Here is a 17979-nt window from a genome sequence, read left to right as displayed (position 1 = left end):
AAAATATGATAAGGTAATAAACAAGAACAATCAGCAAATTTACAAATTTAGTGCGTTTAATGCAAATATGAGTTCTGGAAAGAAGCAAGGCGAGATTTTATGCTTTGATTTAGCATATATTCTTTTTGCCGATCAAGAGAATTTACCTTGCTTACATTTCTTGTTAAATGATAAAAAAGAACTCATGCATGACAATCAATTGATTAAAGTTGCTGAATTTGTTCAAGATAAAGACATTCAGTTGGTTGTATCTATTTTACGAGATAAACTTCCTGAAGGGGTTATCGACAAAGCACATGTTGCGGTTGAACTTTCGCAGGATAGTAAATTATTCAAAATTGAATCAGATCAATAGAAATTAAGATGGTTTTGGTACCATCTTAATTTGCTTATTTATAAAGTTTCAATCGCCGTCAAAGGACCACCTGTTAATTGTAAGCTCAAGGCATCATAGCAACGGCATTATAACTATATAGCACTATTATCGTCTCAACGCATGTCGTAAGTGGAAAAATATTTATAGCCAAACAACAAATTAATGCTAGATGGGACTAAAGCAAATAAATACGATAACCAGAGTTATTACGTGAAAGCCGGAATCATTAAAACTGAAATAAAAAGAATACAGACTTAATGTCCGAACAACCTACTGGTACAAAGTAACCGCCGTAACAAGTACCGGGGAAAGAATTTATTCGGAGTTAGTTTCGGCGACTAAAAATAATTAAGCAGAATAGAATAATAGGTTTCACGGGAAAGAGCTCTGCCCTTAACTCCTCCTCGCTGTGAGGCTGCATTCTAAGCATTTGCAAGTTTTAAAGAATAGCATTTGGCGTAACAGTGGAGGCGAGACGAGGTTTTGTCGAGGGTTTGAATAGGTGCGCCTCGCCTCCACCATTAAAAACCCTGTATGTTATCTCTACGTCAAGAGTGTTAATATTATCGGATAGGTTAACAATAACCTTATCTACATATTCTTGAAGGATTCTCTTCTTTTCGTTTTCATCATTCGAATAGAGAGCATCCTTTTTTTCTTTTAATAAGTCGTAAATTGCTTTATCACTAATTTCTGTTTCTTTTTGGAGCATATTTATATGGTCCAGTTCTTCTCGGAGAAGGTCAGCTTTATTTTGGGCTTCCACAATCCTTTCCACAAGCCCTTTTATACCTTTTCCTAATGCCTGCATCCAATTTTCGATAGTAGATTCAACCTCTTTTATCTCTTTCTTGATCGGGCCGATATCATCCTGAGTTTCTTTTCTACGATCCTGATCAAAATCTAGACTAAATGTAATTTGGTATTTATCTTGACTAGAGTTAATTACGTCGAAAATTAAGTGATCAATCCAATTGTTATTAAAGGGAAGATCAGTGTTATCTCCCCATAATTTCTTAAATTCGTATTTTGTTGTAAGACCATTTCTTATTCCGTCATCAATATCATGCATATCACCTCATAAGATAGAAGATAAGGTAAATGACTTGAAGGACGGGTTGAAACAAAGGTTTGATGAAATACTAGAGACACTAAACAACAGGGACTCACTACTTGAAGAGTTTGATGATGAAATATTTAATGCGTTGGTTGAGAAGATAGAAATTCTCACACCAACGCATTTTGTTTTTGAGTTGATGAGCGGGTTGAGGGTGGAGGAAGGAGGGGAGTAAGACAGAGGTTTACGTGAGGAAGGTATAGAGTATTTTCTGACAAGAAAAGGTTTCAGTTTGCGATTGTTCTTTTTCTCGATCATTGCGTATTTAGTTAGCATGGTTGGGTTATTATAGATAACAATATTGAAATGAGGAATTGGTTGGATGAAAGCTGGAGTACGGAATAAGTTATCAGGTAGAATCGAAGAAATTAAGTCAGATGAAATTATGGCCTTAGCACGCATGGCGGGGGCTTAGGCCAATTGAGGAAGAATGTACTATGGAGAAGAGCTTGAGCTTTATGCCCGTCTAGAAGAACTGAAAGGGGAATTAAGAACTCGGTCACTAGATTCTAAAATAGTTGCTTATTGTATAGAAAAGAAAATCTTGGATAGTCTAAAATTGCTGCCCATTGTAAACATGTGCGAGCACCCTGGTGGCTATGAAACGAAGAACACAAATTGACGATTTGGGGTACCCGTTTGATTATTAATGCGTTAAGGAGTCTTTCATGATAACGTTCAATCGTGTCAGCAAAACTTATAATGATGGTTTTACAGCTGTCAAATTACTAAACTTTGAGATTAAAGATGGTGAATTTTTAGTCCTTATTGGTCCCAGTGGTTGTGGTAAAACGACAACAATGAAAATGATCAACCGCATAATTCCTCATACCCAAGGCACTATTTCTATTGATGGTAATGACATCAATAAACTCGATCCAGTAATGTTACGGCGTAACATTGGTTATGTTATTCAGCAAATTGGTTTATTACCTCATTATACGATTGAAGAAAATATAGCTTTGATTCCTAAATTAATGAAATGGAACAATGATAAAATTAGAAACCGCGTTACTGAGTTACTACACATAGTTGGGTTGGAACCGGAGATATTTGCCAAAAGGTATCCAAGGGAACTTTCTGGAGGACAGCAGCAGCGTGTCGGAGTTGTGCGGGCTTTGGCTGCTAATCCAGACATTATTTTAATGGATGAACCTTTCGGGGCTTTAGACCCAATCACCAGAGAACAGTTACAAGATGAATTGTTAAGAATTCAGGCTGAAATGCGCAAAACAATAGTTTTTGTGACACATGACATGGATGAAGCCATAAAACTAGGCGATCGGATAGCCGTAATGAAAGAAGGCGAACTTCTACAGTTGGATACGCCTGACAAACTTCTTAGTAATCCTGCTCATGGATTTGTCGAAGAATTTATTGGAAAGAAACGGATTTATCAAAATCCTGAATTTATACCGGTGACCGATGTGATGCGTGAGAATCCAGCCACCACTTTGCCAACGCGTACTCCTGCTTTGGCAATGAGCTTTATGCGTCAACGCAAGACAGACACCCTAATTATTGGAGATGGAAATGGCAAATTATTGGGAATTATTTCTGCGTATGATTTACAAGCTGAAAAAGATAAGATTAAGACCGTTGAGGAGATTATAAAGCCCGCTGAAATCGTGCTGGAACAATCCGCTACAGCCAAAGAGGCATTATTAGAAATTGCGCACGCTCCCTTCGGGATCATCCCTGTTGTTGACGAATCCCGAAGAATTGTCGGAGTAGTTACGCGTGGCTCATTGTTAAGTATGTTCGCTAGCCAATGGTCTGAAGAAAAGGGTGAAATAAATGAGAAGTGAATCATTGTGGATACAAATTGTGCAGCAAACCCAGATGCGTTGGCAGGACTTGCTGCAGGCCTTGTATCAGCATATCCAGCTTGTTTTTTTTTCTATGCTGATTGCCATTATAATAGGGATACCCCTCGGCATTCTCATTACCCGAATTAAGTCTATTGAGGGTACTGTATTAGGAGTTGCCGGTATATTGCAGACGATTCCAAGCTTGGCGTTGTTAGGTTTCATGATCCCTATTTTCGGTATAGGAATTAAAACAGCGGTAGCCGCGTTGTTTCTCTATTCATTATTACCTATTATCCGTAATACTTTTACCGGGATCAAAGATGTGAACAAATCTACCATTGAAGCGGCAAGAGGAATGGGTATGACGGATTATCAAATATTATCTAAAATTGAACTGCCATTATCCCTTGGCGTTATTATGGCTGGTATTCGGACAGCAACCGTTATAAATGTTGGAACAGCAACCTTGGCGGCTTTCATTGGTGCTGGAGGTTTAGGAGATTTTATTTTTTTAGGCATAGCTAGAAATATTGATGCACTTGTCTTAATCGGAGCTTTTCCTGCTGCCCTACTCGCCTTATGTTTCGATTGGTTACTTGGATTGCTGGAAAGAGTAAGTACACCCAGAGGATTAAAAGCCTAAAAGGAGGATCTGTATGAAAAAAAATATTGTCCTAATATCAATTATTGCAATATTAATCAACATATCACTAATTGGTTGTGGACAGAGTCAGAGCGGTACTCCGTCCAGTTCTGGGGATACGATAACTGTTGGTTCCAAAAATTTTACCGAGAATATAATACTTGCTCATATGATGGCCGATATGATTGAAGCAAAAACTAAAATTACTGTTAATCGGAAAGTGAATCTCGGCGGTTCAAATGTAGCTTGGAAAGCTTTACAGAACAATGATATCCAATTTTATCCGGACTACACAGGGACGATCGTTGCTAATTATTACCAGGAAAAAACGGGAACATCTCAAGAAACTCTAAATAAAGCACAACAGTTAACATCTAAGGATAACCTCAAGCTATTAAACCCGTTTGGTTTTAACAATACCTATACGCTTGCTGTAACACAGGAAACAGCGCAAAAATACGGCTTAAATACCTTTAGCGATTTAGCCAATGTTTCTAAAACCCTAATTCTTGGGTGTGAATTTGAATTTAAGGATCGACCTGATGGATATCCAGGATTGCAAAAAGCCTATAATATGAATTTTAAGGATGTTAAAGGAATGGATCACGGTATAATGTATCGTTCCTTAACTGGCGGGGATGTAAATGTAGTTGATGCTTTTTCGACAGATGGTCAACTGAAGGTATTTAATTTAAAAACATTAAAAGACGATAAGCTATTTTTTCCGCCTTATGATGCTTTGCCTGTAATAAGGCAGGATACTCTAAATAAATATCCTCAAATTGGGGATGCGTTGAATCAATTAGCTGGGAAGCTTGATGAACAAATTATGCAGGGTCTCAACGCCCAGGTGGATTCTCAAGGACTAAAGGCAGAAACTGTGGCCCATGATTACCTGGTTTCCCAAGGTTTAATTAATAAGTAAAGAACACAATTAACTAACTATCTGGGGGGAGTGAGAATCCTTACAGACAGCACTTTAGCCTCTACCACAGTCAAACCATTGATTGCACTGGTATCTTTACCGATTTCAAAATGTATCAAATTCGGAGTTTTTTAAACCTTTTGTCAGACCTTTTTTTCTGCTAAAATCAGAAGGAGAGAGAGGATGAAATGCGAAAAAACTACTTTGTAAAATTAGTGAGATATATGAAGAATGTTTACCATCTCGAACGTGGTTTGAATAAACTGACTGACGGAAGAGTTAATCCAACTTATTGCACAGGTCAAGTAATTCTATATGGCGCTTAAGACATTGTTTAAAATTATAAGAGCACGTTGGGATATTGAGAATTCGATTTTTAATAACTTGAAAAGTGAATGTGGTTTAGAGCATTGCTTTGTGCATGGAGGGAAGGCAGTAGAAGCTGTGCTATATTTGATCTTCATTGCATCGAATATAATGCAATTATTTTTGATAGACGACTGAGAAAACATTTTACAACTCAACGAGAAATGGTAAGACTTTTATTAAAAGGGCTATATTTGATGAAGTATGAAGCCGAATTGGTTTTTAGCAGCTCGTAGAAATTAAACAATTCAATAAGAATATAATTGTGGGGTAGGGGAAGGTGTACCCATTTTTAATGAGAATAAGACAAATGGAAGGATAATTCGCAAAATAATTTAAATTTACAATAAGAGGCTGTAAAATTTAGACAGAGGCTAAATTGCTGCAGTATTCTCACTTGCTCACTTTATGAAAAACAGAAGCCCATTCGCCCGATTTTGAACGAATGGGCTTCTGTTTGTTTATACCTGTCTCTCCAAATATGATCAAAGTATATCCGTTCAAATTCGAACCCACAAATCTGATTGATTTTTCTCGCTTTGGAAGCGAGGAGGTTTTGCTGAGTTACTGTCTCTGATAGAGGATGATGTTGAAGCAGCCGATTAGTTTGAGGATACAGCTAACGGCGTAAGGGGAGATTTGATTTATGTGCAAGCAGTGCTTACTCGACCCAAATTATAGCTCCGGCGCCCTGAGTTAAGCCGCCACAAATAGCACAAGCCGCATAGCCACCACCATTTTCTTTGAGATTATAGGCAGCAGTCATCATTATACGTGCACCACTTGCTGTGTTTGGATGACCGATAGCGATCGCACTTCCGTTAGGATTGAGCTTTTCCTTAAGCTTTTGATATTGAGAATCATCATTATCCAAGATCGGTTGAGCTGAGGCTTCTTTGACCATCGCCCTGTAGTCACTCTTTAGGAATCGTTCATTGGATAAGAGTTTAAGTGAAACCAAGGGGACGCAGGCAAAGGCTTCATTGATTTCAATCAATTTGATGTCATCCATGGTCATTTTTGCGTCATCAAGACATTTCTTAATGGCGAAAGCAGGTGATACAGGCATAATTCTTGGTTGCAGTGCAATCGCAGAAATTGCAACCAAGGTATAAAGAATAGATAAACCCAATTTCTCTGCATTTTCTCTGGTTGTGATTATTTGAGCAGTAGCACCGTCATTCATTCCTGGGGAATTGCCTGCGGTACAGGTTGGGTTGCCGAAAATCGGTTTTAATTTCGCAAGTTTATCCCTACTGATATCAGGACGGAATTGCTCATCAATATCTAAGACTTTGGAAGAGAGGACATTTCCTCTCTTATCCTTTTGAGTTATTTCAAGGGGTCGCATTTCATTTTTGAAAAATCCGCGTTCCCAAGCTTTAATATATTTAACATGGCTGCCTAGAGCCAATTCATCTTGTTCTTCTCGCGATACACCATACTCAAGGGCTACGTTACCGGAATCTACAGCTACAGGTGCATAATCCTTATAGCCTAGGGGAATAATCGGATCTTCGATCATAAAGGAAGAATGCTTTTTTCCTTCCCAGCGAATGTCTCGGAGTAAAAAGGGAACAGTGCTGAAACTCGTTGCCCCCCCGGTCATGACAATTTCCGCTTCACCCAGTTTGATGCTTCGGGATCCATATTTAACGGTGCTCAGGGCAGAGGTGCAGGCTTGGTCATAGGCGATCGAAGGGGTCTCGGGTGAAATCCCAGCTTTTAGCATTGTTTGACGCGCGACAACGGGTGTAAACGGATCCTTTGTGCTACTGGTATCGCCATTACCCCACCATACTTCATCAATTAAAGCCGGATCAAGGTTGATCATTTCCATCGCGTTTTTCATGGCAATGGCCCCGAGATCGTAAATGTCAATATCTCTCATTGAACCACCGAATTTACCAAAAGGTGTTCTAACTGCACTAACACAAACGATATCGTCTTTACTTTTCTGGAAGCTCATGATAATTTCACCTCGTTAATTTATATAACTCGACCATACATTTCGCGGTATTGATGTTTTAGCTCAACTCTAAAGTTTGGATGGGCAATGCTGATAAGAGCTGCAGCTCTTTCTCTTTCAGATTTGCAGAATAAATTGACAGCTCCATATTCAGTAACAACCCAATGAACATCATTACGAGTTGTCGTTACAGGGGTTCCTGGTTTTAATTGACAGGAAATTCTTGAGATAGTCCCGTTTTTAGCTGTGGACTGTAGAACAATAATTGGTCGACCATTCTTGGAAGCTGCTGCGCCGCGGATAAAGTCTAATTGTCCGCCGATGCCACTGTATTGTTTTGTCCCAAGGGCTTCAGCACATACCTGACCACTTAAGTCAATTTCTAAGGCAGAATTGATGGCAACCATATTATCATTTTGAGCAATTACACAAGGGTTGTTGACGTAATCAACGGGATGAAATTGAAACATGGGATTTGTATTGATATATTCGTAAACCTTCTTAGTCCCTTCTGCAAAGGTTACGACAATTTTTCCGGGATTTAGGCTTTTTTTAGAGCAATTAACGATTCCAGCCTCAATAAGATTAATGAGACCATCGGAAAACATTTCGGTGTGAATACCCAGGTCTTTTTTATCCTTGAGGTAATGAAGTATGGCATCTGGAATAGTTCCAGCGCCCATTTGGAGTGTATCGCCATCTTTAATAAGCGCAGCTACATTTCGACCTATGGCTTGAGTAACTTCATCCATGGCTGCAAAACGAGTGAGTTCCAGAATAGGACCATCGTTTTCAACGATGTAATCAAGGTCACTGACATGAACAAAGGTGTCTCCATAGGTACGTGGGACATTTGGATTGACTTCAGCGATGACTGCCTTTGCACATTTAACTAACTCTTTCGAGTGATCGACTGACATTCCCAGACTGCAGTAGCCATGTTCATCAGGCGGGCTAACCATAGTGATAAAGACGTCAGATCCTAAATAACCTTCGCGAAAAGCCCGAGGGAACTCATGAAACATCAGCGGGAAGAACGTCCCACGGTTTTCCCAGATTGATTTTCGGGTATTTGTACCTACAAACATGGATTTTAAGATAAAATGACCTTCCATTTCAGGTTTACAGTAAGGCGAACTACCAAGGGCAACCCCTTGGATAAGGGTGACATTTTCCAATTCAAGGTAACGTTTGGCTAGAGCATTTACAAGTAGTTCTGATTCACTTGCCGCATGGCCTGGTATAACAAAATCACCTGATTTAACGACTTTTACTGCTTCGTCAGTAGTTGTTAAGCGGCTCTTATACTTTTCTCTCCAATCCATTGAGAAGATACTCCTTTCAAGATATAGAATTTTGGATTAACCCAAGCTACTGCAAAAATAATGCCAAATTGATATATGTGAATAAAAACAGAACCAACAGTAAAATTTCGTTATTTGGAATTATATTAATAGTCTTAATAATAGAATATATAGTAAATCCACAACACTTTTTGTTGTGGATTTACTATATAGGTGCACCACGCATGGTGTACCCAATTGAAAGATCGCGAACTACCTAGTTACAAAGGAAACCACCATCGACGAAAAGTGTTTGACCAGTTACATAATTTGAGGCTTCAGAACTGAGATAAATAATGGTACCCGCCAATTCTTCAGGATCAGCCATTCTTCCCAAAGGAATACGATTGAGAATGGATTCTGGGTCATTTAAAGAATCATTCATTCTTCCTTTGAAGTACCCAAGGCCTATGGCATTTACATTAATATTGTAAGGTGCCCATTCCAAAGCGAGGACTTTAGTAAATTGGATAACAGCTGCTTTGGAAGAGGAATAGGATCCTCGGGTTGGTAGTGCTTGAGACCCGATAACTGAGGTAATATTGATTACTTTACCTTGCTTATTTTTAATAAAAGTAGGTCCGACGGCCCGTGAACAAAGAAAAGTTCCTTTTAGGTTCACGCGAATAACATCGTCCCATTGCTCCTCAGTCATGTTGACACATAATTCCCGATGGTTAACCCCGGCGTTGTTGACGAGAATATCAATGGTACCGTATTCAGCTAAGGTTTGCTGTACCATGTTTTCAACGCTTTGAGCGTTACCAACGTCGACCTGAATAGAAATACTTGACCCACCTTCTCGTAGGATGGAGTCACGTACATCATTTGCTTTCGAAAGAGTTCTGCTTGCACAGACGACAGATGCTCCTGCATCGGAAAGGATTTGAGCCATGACCGCACCTAAACCTTGTCCTGCCCCTGTGACAAGAGCAACCTTTCCATTTAAGCTAAAGATATTCTTCATTCTAATTCCCTTTCGTTATTTTTTAAGGCTGCGGGATATAGAGTAGGGCCTCGCCATCTAATACGATTTCATGATTCTGATTAACACAACAGGTGTGGAGTTTGAGCATACGTTTTTCTTCAAGCTTTTCAATGATCGTTGATTCTGCCGAAACTGTATCATTCACATAAACGGGTTTCGTGAATCGAACATTTTGAGAAGCATAGATACTGCCTAGGATCTTTCCTAAAGTAGCTGATATAAATCCTAAGACATAGACCCCAGGTACAATAATGTCCTTGAATTGGGTTTTTTTGCTGTATTCACGATCGAGATGAATTGGGTTCATATCACCTGTGAGTCCGCACCACATTACAATATCCGCAGAGGTAATGGTTTTAGCATAATTAGTGGAATCACCAACTTTGAAATCTTCCCATTTTTTTATAACTGTTCCGTAATCCATCATTGTTCACCTCACAAAAATTTTTCAGGTATTTGAATACTGCAAATTTTGTACCAGAAACCGTAAGTAACTACATAAAAATGGTCTGGTCTCCTTCTGCTGTGGTGGTGGACAGAGCGTCACTGCATGGTTTGAGGCAAGATCAAGATATTTAAAAAGATGGAACAAAGCCAGTTGAGTTATACAAACACATTTTTTGTAAGTCAACTGGCTTTGTTATTTTTTGAGTATTGTAGAATCTTCTAAAAGTATATATACTTTAAATAATTTATAAATTATAATTTTTGTCAGTGAATCATTTAGCTTTTAATAATTAACAAAAGGGTGAAATGAATGATTGAGACAAAAAGGTGCCATTAAGAGTTACCCGCATTCCCTTGAAGAAGTTATGGATAATTCTTATGATTCAATTTTTGTTACCGATGCCATGGGTAATATTTTATTGGCAAATCCGACCTCAGAGCGACTTCTGAACTTACCAGCAACGGAAATGGTCGGTAAAAATATTAGAGAACTTATTGAAAAAGGTTATTGGGATAAATCAATTGCCTTGGAAGCAATTGAGAAGAGATCAACTGTGACCGGAGTACTCAAAACCCGGGATGGTGCATATCTGATGTGCACCAGTCGACCATTATTTGATGATAATGGAAATATTACGATGGTCATCAGTAATAGTCGAGATCAAGATACGCTGGTGAAATTAGCTCAAACTTTGGACAAAGAGCGAGAACTTGTTCAACGATATAAAGATGAAGTTCAATATTTGAGAAATCAAGGTCTTAAGAATAGGCATTTAGTGGCTGAGAGTCTAGCTATGAAGAATTTACTACTTAAAGCGAATAAGGTAGGACCTACAGATTCTTCTGTTCTATTATATGGTGAATCAGGTACGGGTAAAGAAGTATTGGCAAAGTATGTACATAGTATTAGTCGTCGATCTAAAGAAGCCTTTATCACGGTTAATTGTTCAGCGATTCCTGAAAACTTGATTGAAGCTGAGTTGTTTGGTTATGAAAAAGGATCCTTTACGGGCGCAGATGCTAAAGGAAAACCAGGATTATTTGAACTAGCCGATAAGGGGACGATCTTCCTTGACGAGATCGGTGAGATGCCACTTATACTTCAGGCAAAATTATTACGTGTCTTAGAAAACGGCGATGTTAGAAGAATAGGGAGCACAACTTCACGAAAAGTTGACTTTCGATTAGTTTGTGCTACAAATCGTGATTTAAAGATGATGATTGCCAATAAAACCTTTCGGGAAGATCTCTTTTACCGAATTAATGTCGTTCCTCTTCGCTTAACTCCTCTGCGCGAACGGTCTGAGGATATTATGGCAATGAGTGATATCTTCTTAGAAGAATTAAATAGAAAATATGGGTATGAAAAGGTATTTTCAGCAGAAACGCTCAAAGGATTTCTGAACTATAGGTGGCCAGGAAATGTCCGCGAACTTCGCAATTTGATTGAACGCTTAGTGATAACAACCGTGGGTCAGGTTATTGATTATCAAGTTGAGGAAATAACAAATGTACCACGAAATATTGTTACTAACCTTAATCATAACGAAAATGAGACCTTTGGTATCACTGTAAGTTCAAAAGCTCCACTTAAGAAAATAATGAATCAAGTCGAGAAGGAATATATTAAGAATATTTTACATGAATGTAATGGATGCGTAAGTGAAGCCGCGCGGATACTGCGTATTGACCGTTCAGCTATCTACAGAAAGGTTCATGTCGTCAATCTGAGGGATCAGGAATCGGAAAAATACGGATATTAATATTAGCCTCTTCAGTAGTTCTGAGGAGGCTTTGATTTAGTCCTTAATCTTATTTAGTCGAAAAAATAAGACATATTGCAAATTTGCAATATGAATTGTGGTAAATTTGCAATATGAGAAGATTTGTACAAAGTTGACTTATTTGAAAATTCTTAAAAACCATTTTGATTGTTTATTAAATAGAATATAGAAAGCTTGTTTAAAAACTGGCACATTTTTTGCAAGTTTAAAAGTATCAAGTGTCGAAAGTATATACAAAGAATCACTCGATTAATTTAATGAGGAGGAAAAATAATGGAAGATGTATCTCGCCGTAAATTTATGAAGCTTTCAGGAGCAGCTACATTAGCAGCTTTGGCTTTCCCAGCAGGCATTCTGGCAGGGTGTGGAAGTCCCCAAACTCAGTCTAGTAATAAGGAATCGGATAAAAAGGAATTTGTTATAGGGGTTATCGGTGCGATGACCGGAGCTAGTGCTCAATTAGGTAATAACGCGAAGTATGGTACTACGATTGCTGTAGAAGAGATCAATGCTAAAGGCGGGATAAATGGAGTTCCAATTCGTCTGGTTATACGCGATGATGAGGCTGATCCCACCAAATCGCTTAGTTTGGCGCGTGAACTTGTGACGAAGGAAAAAATTGATGCGTTTATTGGTCCTACAAATACAACTTGTGCCAAAGCTATTCAACCCTACCTGAATCAGAATAAAATAATCCACCTTAACGGTGGGTGTACCGGAGCGGCTCTTATCAACGAAAAGGAGTTCCCATATTCATTTAGAACCCATATCAATGACCGAGATCAGGCAATATTTATGGTCAAACGGGCTGTGAACAAGGGACGCCAAAAAATAGCCATGGTTCATGACACTTCGGCACTAGGAAGTGGAGCCAAAGCGGATATGGAAGCTGCTTTTAAACAGATGGGTAAACAGCCTGCTGTCGATTGTTCCTATAACGTAGGTGATGTTGATATGTTGCCTGTAGCGCGAAAAATTAAGGACGCTCAATGTGACTCAGCTTTGTTTTTTACCTTGGGGGTTGACGGAGCTCAAATTTCTAAAGCTTTAGAGAAACTTGATTATTTACCTCCCAAGATCGAACTTCATGGCTACACCAGTGTAGGTCAACCTGCTTACAGAGATCTCGCCGGAAGCGCTGCCAATGGAACGCTTGTTAATACACCAACTAAGTGTACGTATAAAGAAAATGAGCCACTTCCTGCCCGGCAGGCTGCGCTAGTAAAAGCTTTCGAAGATAAATTTGGTGCTAAGGTAACCAATGAGATAATTTTTGCTACGGCCGTTTCATTCTATGACTGCGCTTATATTATCAAAGAAGGCGTAGAGAAAAATAAAAGTTATGAAGCAGATAAGATAAAAGGGGCTATTGAATCAATCACAAACTACGATGGCGCGAACTCGAACTACAAATTTGGACCAGACAAACATGATGGCAATGATCCTTCCCAATTATCCGTTGGTTTGGTAACCAAGTACACTAAAGGAATGTTCCAGTTAGTTGAATAGAGATAGCATTTGGTGGAATAACTTGACGAGGTTATTCCACCAAAAAATCTAATAAGTTTTCAGCTGCCTCGAATTTTTTAAACTATAATCTAAGGAAGTGATGGGATGTTTCAAGCTTTAGAGAGTGGAATGGTCATGGGAAGTATCTATGCACTGCTGGCGCTAGCTATTAATATAATTTATTCCACGACGGGTATTATCAATTTTGCCCATGGTGAAATTGTTATGTTAGGAGCTATGTTTGCACTCACTTTTATAGTAACCAGTGGGATCCCGTTTCTTCTGGGTCTTATCCTAACGTGCATTACTGTTGCTATAGTAGCCGTTATCTTATATTACTGTACAGTACGACCTTTTGGAGACAAATTAGGCAATTCCCTAGGATGGTTAATGGCCACCCTAGGTGCAGGTATAGTGTTCACAAATATCGCCATGCTTGTCTTTGGTACCCAACCCAAAGCATTTCCGCCGATAGGTGGGTCTGAATTAGTCAAGATCTTTGGTATTAAACTACTCCCTCACGATATTTGGGTGCTGGTTATAACCTTATTAATAGCCCTTTTTTTTAATGTCGTACTGGGGAAAACAATCCTTGGCAATGCAATCAAGGCTACCTCGTTTAGCCATAGCGTGACAAAGCTTATGGGGATAAGTTCCCAGAAAATAGTTCTAACCTGTTTTGCTATGAGCGGGATTATTGCTGCTATTGCTGGTATATTAATAAGTCCTATTACCTTTGTCGGACCTCAAATGACCGCTACTATAGGTTTAAAAGGATTTGGTGCTGCCATCATTGGAGGGGTAGGAAATAGTAAAGGCGCTTTTGCGGGAGGACTATTATTAGGAATATTAGAAGCGCTGGCTATGACCCAAGTGACACCAGGGTATAAAGATGCAATCGCCTTTTTGATTATGATAATAGCTATTAGTATCAAACCAGAAGGGATATTTGGGGTGGCATATGAAAAGAAAGTATAATAAAGAGCAAACCTTAATCATTGTTTTAGGAGTATTAGTACTCATTGGATTTTTAGCTGGTCCCGCAGCCGGCTCTTACTTCTTAAGGCTTTTAAGTCTGGCGCTCATTTATTTAATCATTACTACAGGACTTAATATAGTAGCAGGATATGCCGGGCAGGTTTCCCTGGGTCAGGCAGGTTTGTATGCCATAGGTGCCTATACAGGAGGAATCCTTGCCGTAAAATTAGATATGTCTTTTTGGGTGTGCTTACCTGCCGCAATGGCAGTAGCCGGTATTTGTGGATTTATTGTAGGTATACCAACCCTGAGAGTATCGGGGCATTATCTGGCTCTTGTTACAATTGGAGTTGGAGTTATCGTTGAAAAGCTTCTAGTAGAGTGGGTACCGCTCACAGGGGGACCGGGTGGTATTTCTGTACCCCTTATCGAAATGGGGGGGCAGCCTTTAAGCGAAACACAGGTATATTATCTATTTTTGGTTATCTGTCTTTTAGTATTATGGCTTGTTAAAAATATTATGAAGAGCCCTGTCGGCAGAGCTTTTTCAGCCATCAGAGATAATGAAATAGCAGCAGGTTGTATGGGCATTAACATTATGGGTTACAAGTTAATGGCCTTTGTGTTGAGTGCAGTATTAGCAGGGTTGGCGGGGTGCCTCTATACATTTTTAAGTAGTTATATTAGTCCGGATACCTTTACCTTTAACCTTTCGGTTTTCTTCCTGTTAACCATTATTATCGGTGGGCAGGGAACCATGGCTGGCCCGATTATTGGTACTTTGTTGTTAACCATTCTTCCCGAATACTTGCAAGCATTGGAGCAGTATCGCTTAATTGTCTATGGATTATTGATGATTGTTGTCGTAATTGGTTTGCCCTATGGAATAAGTGGAGCGATCATTAGAAAGTTCCCCAAATTAATTGAAGAACAAAAACCAGAGAAAATTGAAGCTGATCCCATCGTAGACAAACAAAAGAGCAATGAAAACAATACTCTGCTGGTACTCGAAAATGTAACCAAACGTTTTGGGGGGTTGAATGCCATTCAAAACATGTCCCTGACCGTTAAAAAAGGTTCAGTTCATTCCCTAATCGGACCGAATGGCGCTGGGAAGAGTACCATGATTAATATCATCACAGGAGTATATAAGCCTAATGAGGGTCGAGTCGTATTTAATGGTCAGGAAATAAATAATATAAAACCTTACAAAATTGCCCTGGCAGGAATTAGCCGTACCTTCCAAAGCGTTCAAGTATTCGGCAAAATAAGTGTCCTGGAAAATATAATGGTAGGTCATCATGGTCAATACCGCAGCAACTTATTTGATTACACGTTTAAATCCGGCAGAGGTCGCAAGGAAGAAAAGCTGACTCGCGAACGTGCTTGGGCTTTATTAAAGATGGTGGGTCTGGAGGATAGAGCGAGCGAATTTGCCGATAGTTTATCCGCTGGACAACAAAGATTCCTGGAAATAGCTCGAGCCCTCGCCATGGAACCGGATTTACTTTTGCTGGATGAACCGGCAGCTGGTCTCAATGAGGTTGAGATCAGATATCTAGCTCACATTATCGAGCAAATAAAAAGTAAGGGTATTACTATTCTTTTAATCGAGCATCACATCGATTTTGTGATGGATATATCGGATTCCATTACTGTTCTAAACTTTGGTAAGAAGCTAGCTGAGGGTACCCCCATGGAAATACAAGGGAATCAAGAAGTGATTGAAGCTTACCTGGGTAAGAACGAGGTGGTGGAAGCATGCTAAAGGTCAATAATATTCATGTTAGCTATGGTAAGGTTGAGATTATTAAGCAGGTCTCTTTTGAAGTGAATCAGGGAGAAGTCGTTGTTATTATCGGAGCCAATGGGGCAGGTAAAACGACGATTATGAAGACGGTAACGGGTTTACTTAAACCAACACAAGGTGAGATCCTTTTTGAAGGTCAGAATATCGCCCGCACTCCGGCAGAGAAAATAGTAAAGCTGGGGCTGGCAATGTGTCCTGAAGGCAGACAAGTATTTCCTCAGCATACGGTGTATGAAAATCTGGTCCTGGGAGGATATCTTATTAGAAAAGATAAGCCAATGTTTCAAAAGAATATTGAGCAAATGTATAACCTTTTCCCCATTTTAAAGGAACGATCAAAACAGGTTGCAGGGACTTTGAGTGGTGGTGAACAGCAAATGTTAGCCATTGCTCGTGCGATGATGTCTAATCCTAAATTATTGTTACTTGATGAACCCTCTGCAGGGTTAGCGCCAATTTATGTTAAAAATATTTTTGATATGATTCAGAAACTTTCAGAACAAGGGACGACGATCTTGCTGGTAGAACAAATGGCTAACATGGCCTTAAAGATCGCGGATAGAGCATACGTACTGGAAACTGGTCGTATAGCACTGGGAGGTACAGCTGTCGAAATTATGAATGATCCAAAGGTTGTTGAGAGTTATCTCGGATCGAAAAAGTATTAAGGAAGAAGGAGTTATCTATGTCCAGGTTTGATGGAAGAATTGCCGTGATTACCGGTGGAGCCAAAGGTATTGGGGAGTCGATTGTGAGAAAGTTTTATGCTGAGGGCGCCAAGATTGCAATCATGGATGTTAATACTGTTGGAGCTCAACAATTGGCGATGGAACTTGATCCCAGTGGGGATAAGGCTATTGGGCTGGGATGTAATATCGTAAATCGCTCTGAGGTAAAAGCTGTTTTCGAAGCAATTGTAGCAAAGTTTGGTACTGTGGATATCCTTGTTAATAACGCTGGTATTACGCAAGATGCAATATTTCATAAAATGACCGAGAAACAGTGGGATGATGTTATTGCCGTTAATGGTAAAGGTTTATTTAACTGCACCCAAGAAGCTTGGATGATTATGAAAGCTCAGAAATACGGGAAGATCTGCAATTTGTCCTCGACAAATGCGAGTGGCGAAGCCGGACAGGCTAATTATGCTTTTACAAAAGCAGGTATTATTGCTGTGACGAAGAGTCTGGCTAGAGAAGGTGGAAGACATAATATTAGTGTTAACTGTGTACGCCCCGGTGTGATTGATACTGAGATGATGCGCACTGTGCCTGAGAATGTGCTGGAGGATTTAGTCGACAAGACCGCCTTTAAACGACTGGGGAAACCGTCAGAAGTTGCTGACGTAGTCGCTTATTTGTGCAGTGAAGAAGCCTCCTGGGTTACAGGTGAAGAACTTTTAGTTGCCGGTGGATTCATGTACAGATAATCTAGGAGACCTTAATTAAAAAGACTTTAACTAAAAATTATAACATTTTATTTCGATCATTAAATCGTTGTGATCATAGAAAAACCGGATGCATTAACCACCTTTTTGTGAAGAATTGCATCCGGCTTTTCAGTTGGCAGTAGGTAGACCCTAAGCATAGCCTTCATTGAAGTCATATGAGGCGGTTGGTGATGAAGAAGTACGTCTCCTTGTGCTTCTACTAATTTGGGCTTGACAAGTATAACGATATATGACTAGACTGAATATAATCGATAGAGGTGCATCGTACAATCAGTACCCGAAGTTGTTAAGGTTTACGTAAGACCGTGGCTTCGGTGAAAGGTGTAGATGCCGAAGTTGGTCCCAATTACGTGGGGACTGGGCTGGTTGAACAAAATAAGATTTGTTCAACTGTCGCGTTTGCGGAGAGCTATCTATATTACAGTATGATTAGAAAATCATATAGGTAATTTAGTAGCTGATT

Annotated in this window: 18 protein-coding genes and 1 riboswitch; of the genes, 13 read left to right on the top strand and 5 right to left on the bottom strand. The window is 39.5% G+C overall.

The features are described 5' to 3' along the window. Positions 1–355, top strand: a 355-nt coding sequence (locus tag UF75_RS05445) for a DUF2326 domain-containing protein (protein ID WP_045573587.1), incomplete at its 5' end; no start/stop codon positions are given. Between the two features lie 460 nt (positions 356–815). Here the strand turns inward: UF75_RS05445 and UF75_RS29865 are convergent. Further along, on the bottom strand, positions 816–1448 hold the full coding sequence (locus tag UF75_RS29865; RefSeq protein WP_045573586.1) for a hypothetical protein: 633 nt from the start codon (positions 1446–1448) through the stop codon (positions 816–818). Positions 1449–1494: 46 nt separating this feature from the next. On the opposite strand from UF75_RS29865, the gene UF75_RS05435 reads away from it, so the two are divergent. The 6 genes from UF75_RS05435 (at position 1495) to UF75_RS26840 (ending at position 5376) form a co-directional block, all read left to right on the top strand. Beyond that, positions 1495–1668 (top strand): hypothetical protein, encoded by a 174-nt coding sequence (locus UF75_RS05435; protein ID WP_242860125.1) that lies wholly within the window; start codon positions 1495–1497, stop codon positions 1666–1668. Between the two features lie 255 nt (positions 1669–1923). After that, entirely contained in the window at positions 1924–2115 is a 192-nt protein-coding gene (locus UF75_RS05430) for a hypothetical protein (RefSeq protein ID WP_045573585.1), read from the top strand. 46 nt (positions 2116–2161) lie between these two features. Next, positions 2162–3301 (top strand): betaine/proline/choline family ABC transporter ATP-binding protein, encoded by a 1140-nt coding sequence (locus UF75_RS05425; protein WP_045573584.1) that lies wholly within the window; start codon positions 2162–2164, stop codon positions 3299–3301. After that, a complete protein-coding gene (locus tag UF75_RS05420) occupies positions 3291–3947 on the top strand; it encodes an ABC transporter permease (protein WP_045573583.1) in 657 nt (218 codons plus the stop codon). Before UF75_RS05425 ends, UF75_RS05420 begins: the two co-directional genes overlap by 11 nt. A gap of 13 nt (positions 3948–3960) precedes the next feature. After that, positions 3961–4872 carry a glycine betaine ABC transporter substrate-binding protein gene (locus UF75_RS05415; protein WP_197079327.1) on the top strand — a complete coding sequence of 304 codons (912 nt, stop codon included), beginning with the start codon at positions 3961–3963 and terminating at the stop codon, positions 4870–4872. Between the two features lie 315 nt (positions 4873–5187). Next, on the top strand, positions 5188–5376 hold the full coding sequence (locus UF75_RS26840) for a transposase (RefSeq protein ID WP_242860124.1): 189 nt from the start codon (positions 5188–5190) through the stop codon (positions 5374–5376). Positions 5377–5899: 523 nt separating this feature from the next. Here the strand turns inward: UF75_RS26840 and UF75_RS05410 are convergent. From UF75_RS05410 to UF75_RS05395, 4 genes are all read right to left on the bottom strand, one after another. Then, positions 5900–7207: a thiolase family protein gene (locus tag UF75_RS05410; RefSeq protein ID WP_045573581.1), complete on the bottom strand. Its 1308-nt coding sequence runs from the start codon at positions 7205–7207 to the stop codon at positions 5900–5902. 20 nt (positions 7208–7227) lie between these two features. Continuing rightward, positions 7228–8532, bottom strand: a complete 1305-nt coding sequence (locus tag UF75_RS05405; RefSeq protein WP_045573580.1) for an acetyl-CoA hydrolase/transferase C-terminal domain-containing protein — start codon at positions 8530–8532, stop codon at positions 7228–7230. Between the two features lie 235 nt (positions 8533–8767). After that, positions 8768–9517 carry a 3-oxoacyl-ACP reductase family protein gene (locus UF75_RS05400; RefSeq protein WP_045573579.1) on the bottom strand — a complete coding sequence of 250 codons (750 nt, stop codon included), beginning with the start codon at positions 9515–9517 and terminating at the stop codon, positions 8768–8770. 22 nt (positions 9518–9539) lie between these two features. Continuing rightward, positions 9540–9965: a MaoC family dehydratase gene (locus UF75_RS05395; RefSeq protein WP_242860123.1), complete on the bottom strand. Its 426-nt coding sequence runs from the start codon at positions 9963–9965 to the stop codon at positions 9540–9542. Positions 9966–10350: 385 nt separating this feature from the next. On the opposite strand from UF75_RS05395, the gene UF75_RS05390 reads away from it, so the two are divergent. The 6 genes from UF75_RS05390 to UF75_RS05365 all read left to right on the top strand — a co-directional run bounded on the left by UF75_RS05390 (position 10351) and on the right by UF75_RS05365 (position 17495). Continuing rightward, complete coding sequence (locus UF75_RS05390) at positions 10351–11748, top strand: sigma-54-dependent Fis family transcriptional regulator (RefSeq protein ID WP_045573592.1); 1398 nt, start codon at positions 10351–10353, stop codon at positions 11746–11748. A 294-nt stretch (positions 11749–12042) separates the two neighbouring features. Then, positions 12043–13278 (top strand): ABC transporter substrate-binding protein, encoded by a 1236-nt coding sequence (locus UF75_RS05385; RefSeq protein ID WP_045573578.1) that lies wholly within the window; start codon positions 12043–12045, stop codon positions 13276–13278. A gap of 105 nt (positions 13279–13383) precedes the next feature. Beyond that, positions 13384–14256: a branched-chain amino acid ABC transporter permease gene (locus UF75_RS05380; protein ID WP_045573577.1), complete on the top strand. Its 873-nt coding sequence runs from the start codon at positions 13384–13386 to the stop codon at positions 14254–14256. After that, the gene (locus tag UF75_RS05375; protein WP_052693018.1) at positions 14240–16024 is read left to right on the top strand and encodes a branched-chain amino acid ABC transporter ATP-binding protein/permease; all 1785 of its coding nucleotides are present in this window, start codon (positions 14240–14242) and stop codon (positions 16022–16024) included. The genes UF75_RS05380 and UF75_RS05375 overlap by 17 nt, the downstream gene beginning before the upstream one ends. Then, positions 16018–16734: an ABC transporter ATP-binding protein gene (locus UF75_RS05370; protein WP_045573576.1), complete on the top strand. Its 717-nt coding sequence runs from the start codon at positions 16018–16020 to the stop codon at positions 16732–16734. Before UF75_RS05375 ends, UF75_RS05370 begins: the two co-directional genes overlap by 7 nt. A gap of 17 nt (positions 16735–16751) precedes the next feature. After that, the gene (locus UF75_RS05365; protein WP_045573575.1) at positions 16752–17495 is read left to right on the top strand and encodes a glucose 1-dehydrogenase; all 744 of its coding nucleotides are present in this window, start codon (positions 16752–16754) and stop codon (positions 17493–17495) included. Positions 17496–17760: 265 nt separating this feature from the next. Further along, positions 17761–17936, top strand: a riboswitch (Lysine riboswitch). Positions 17937–17979 lie beyond the last annotated feature (43 nt).

It is taken from the genome of Desulfosporosinus sp. I2, from assembly GCF_000960765.1.
GTDB lineage: Bacteria > Bacillota > Desulfitobacteriia > Desulfitobacteriales > Desulfitobacteriaceae > Desulfosporosinus.
Note: the sequence above shows the minus strand (reverse complement) of the source record. Positions and strands in the feature narration are given on the sequence as shown.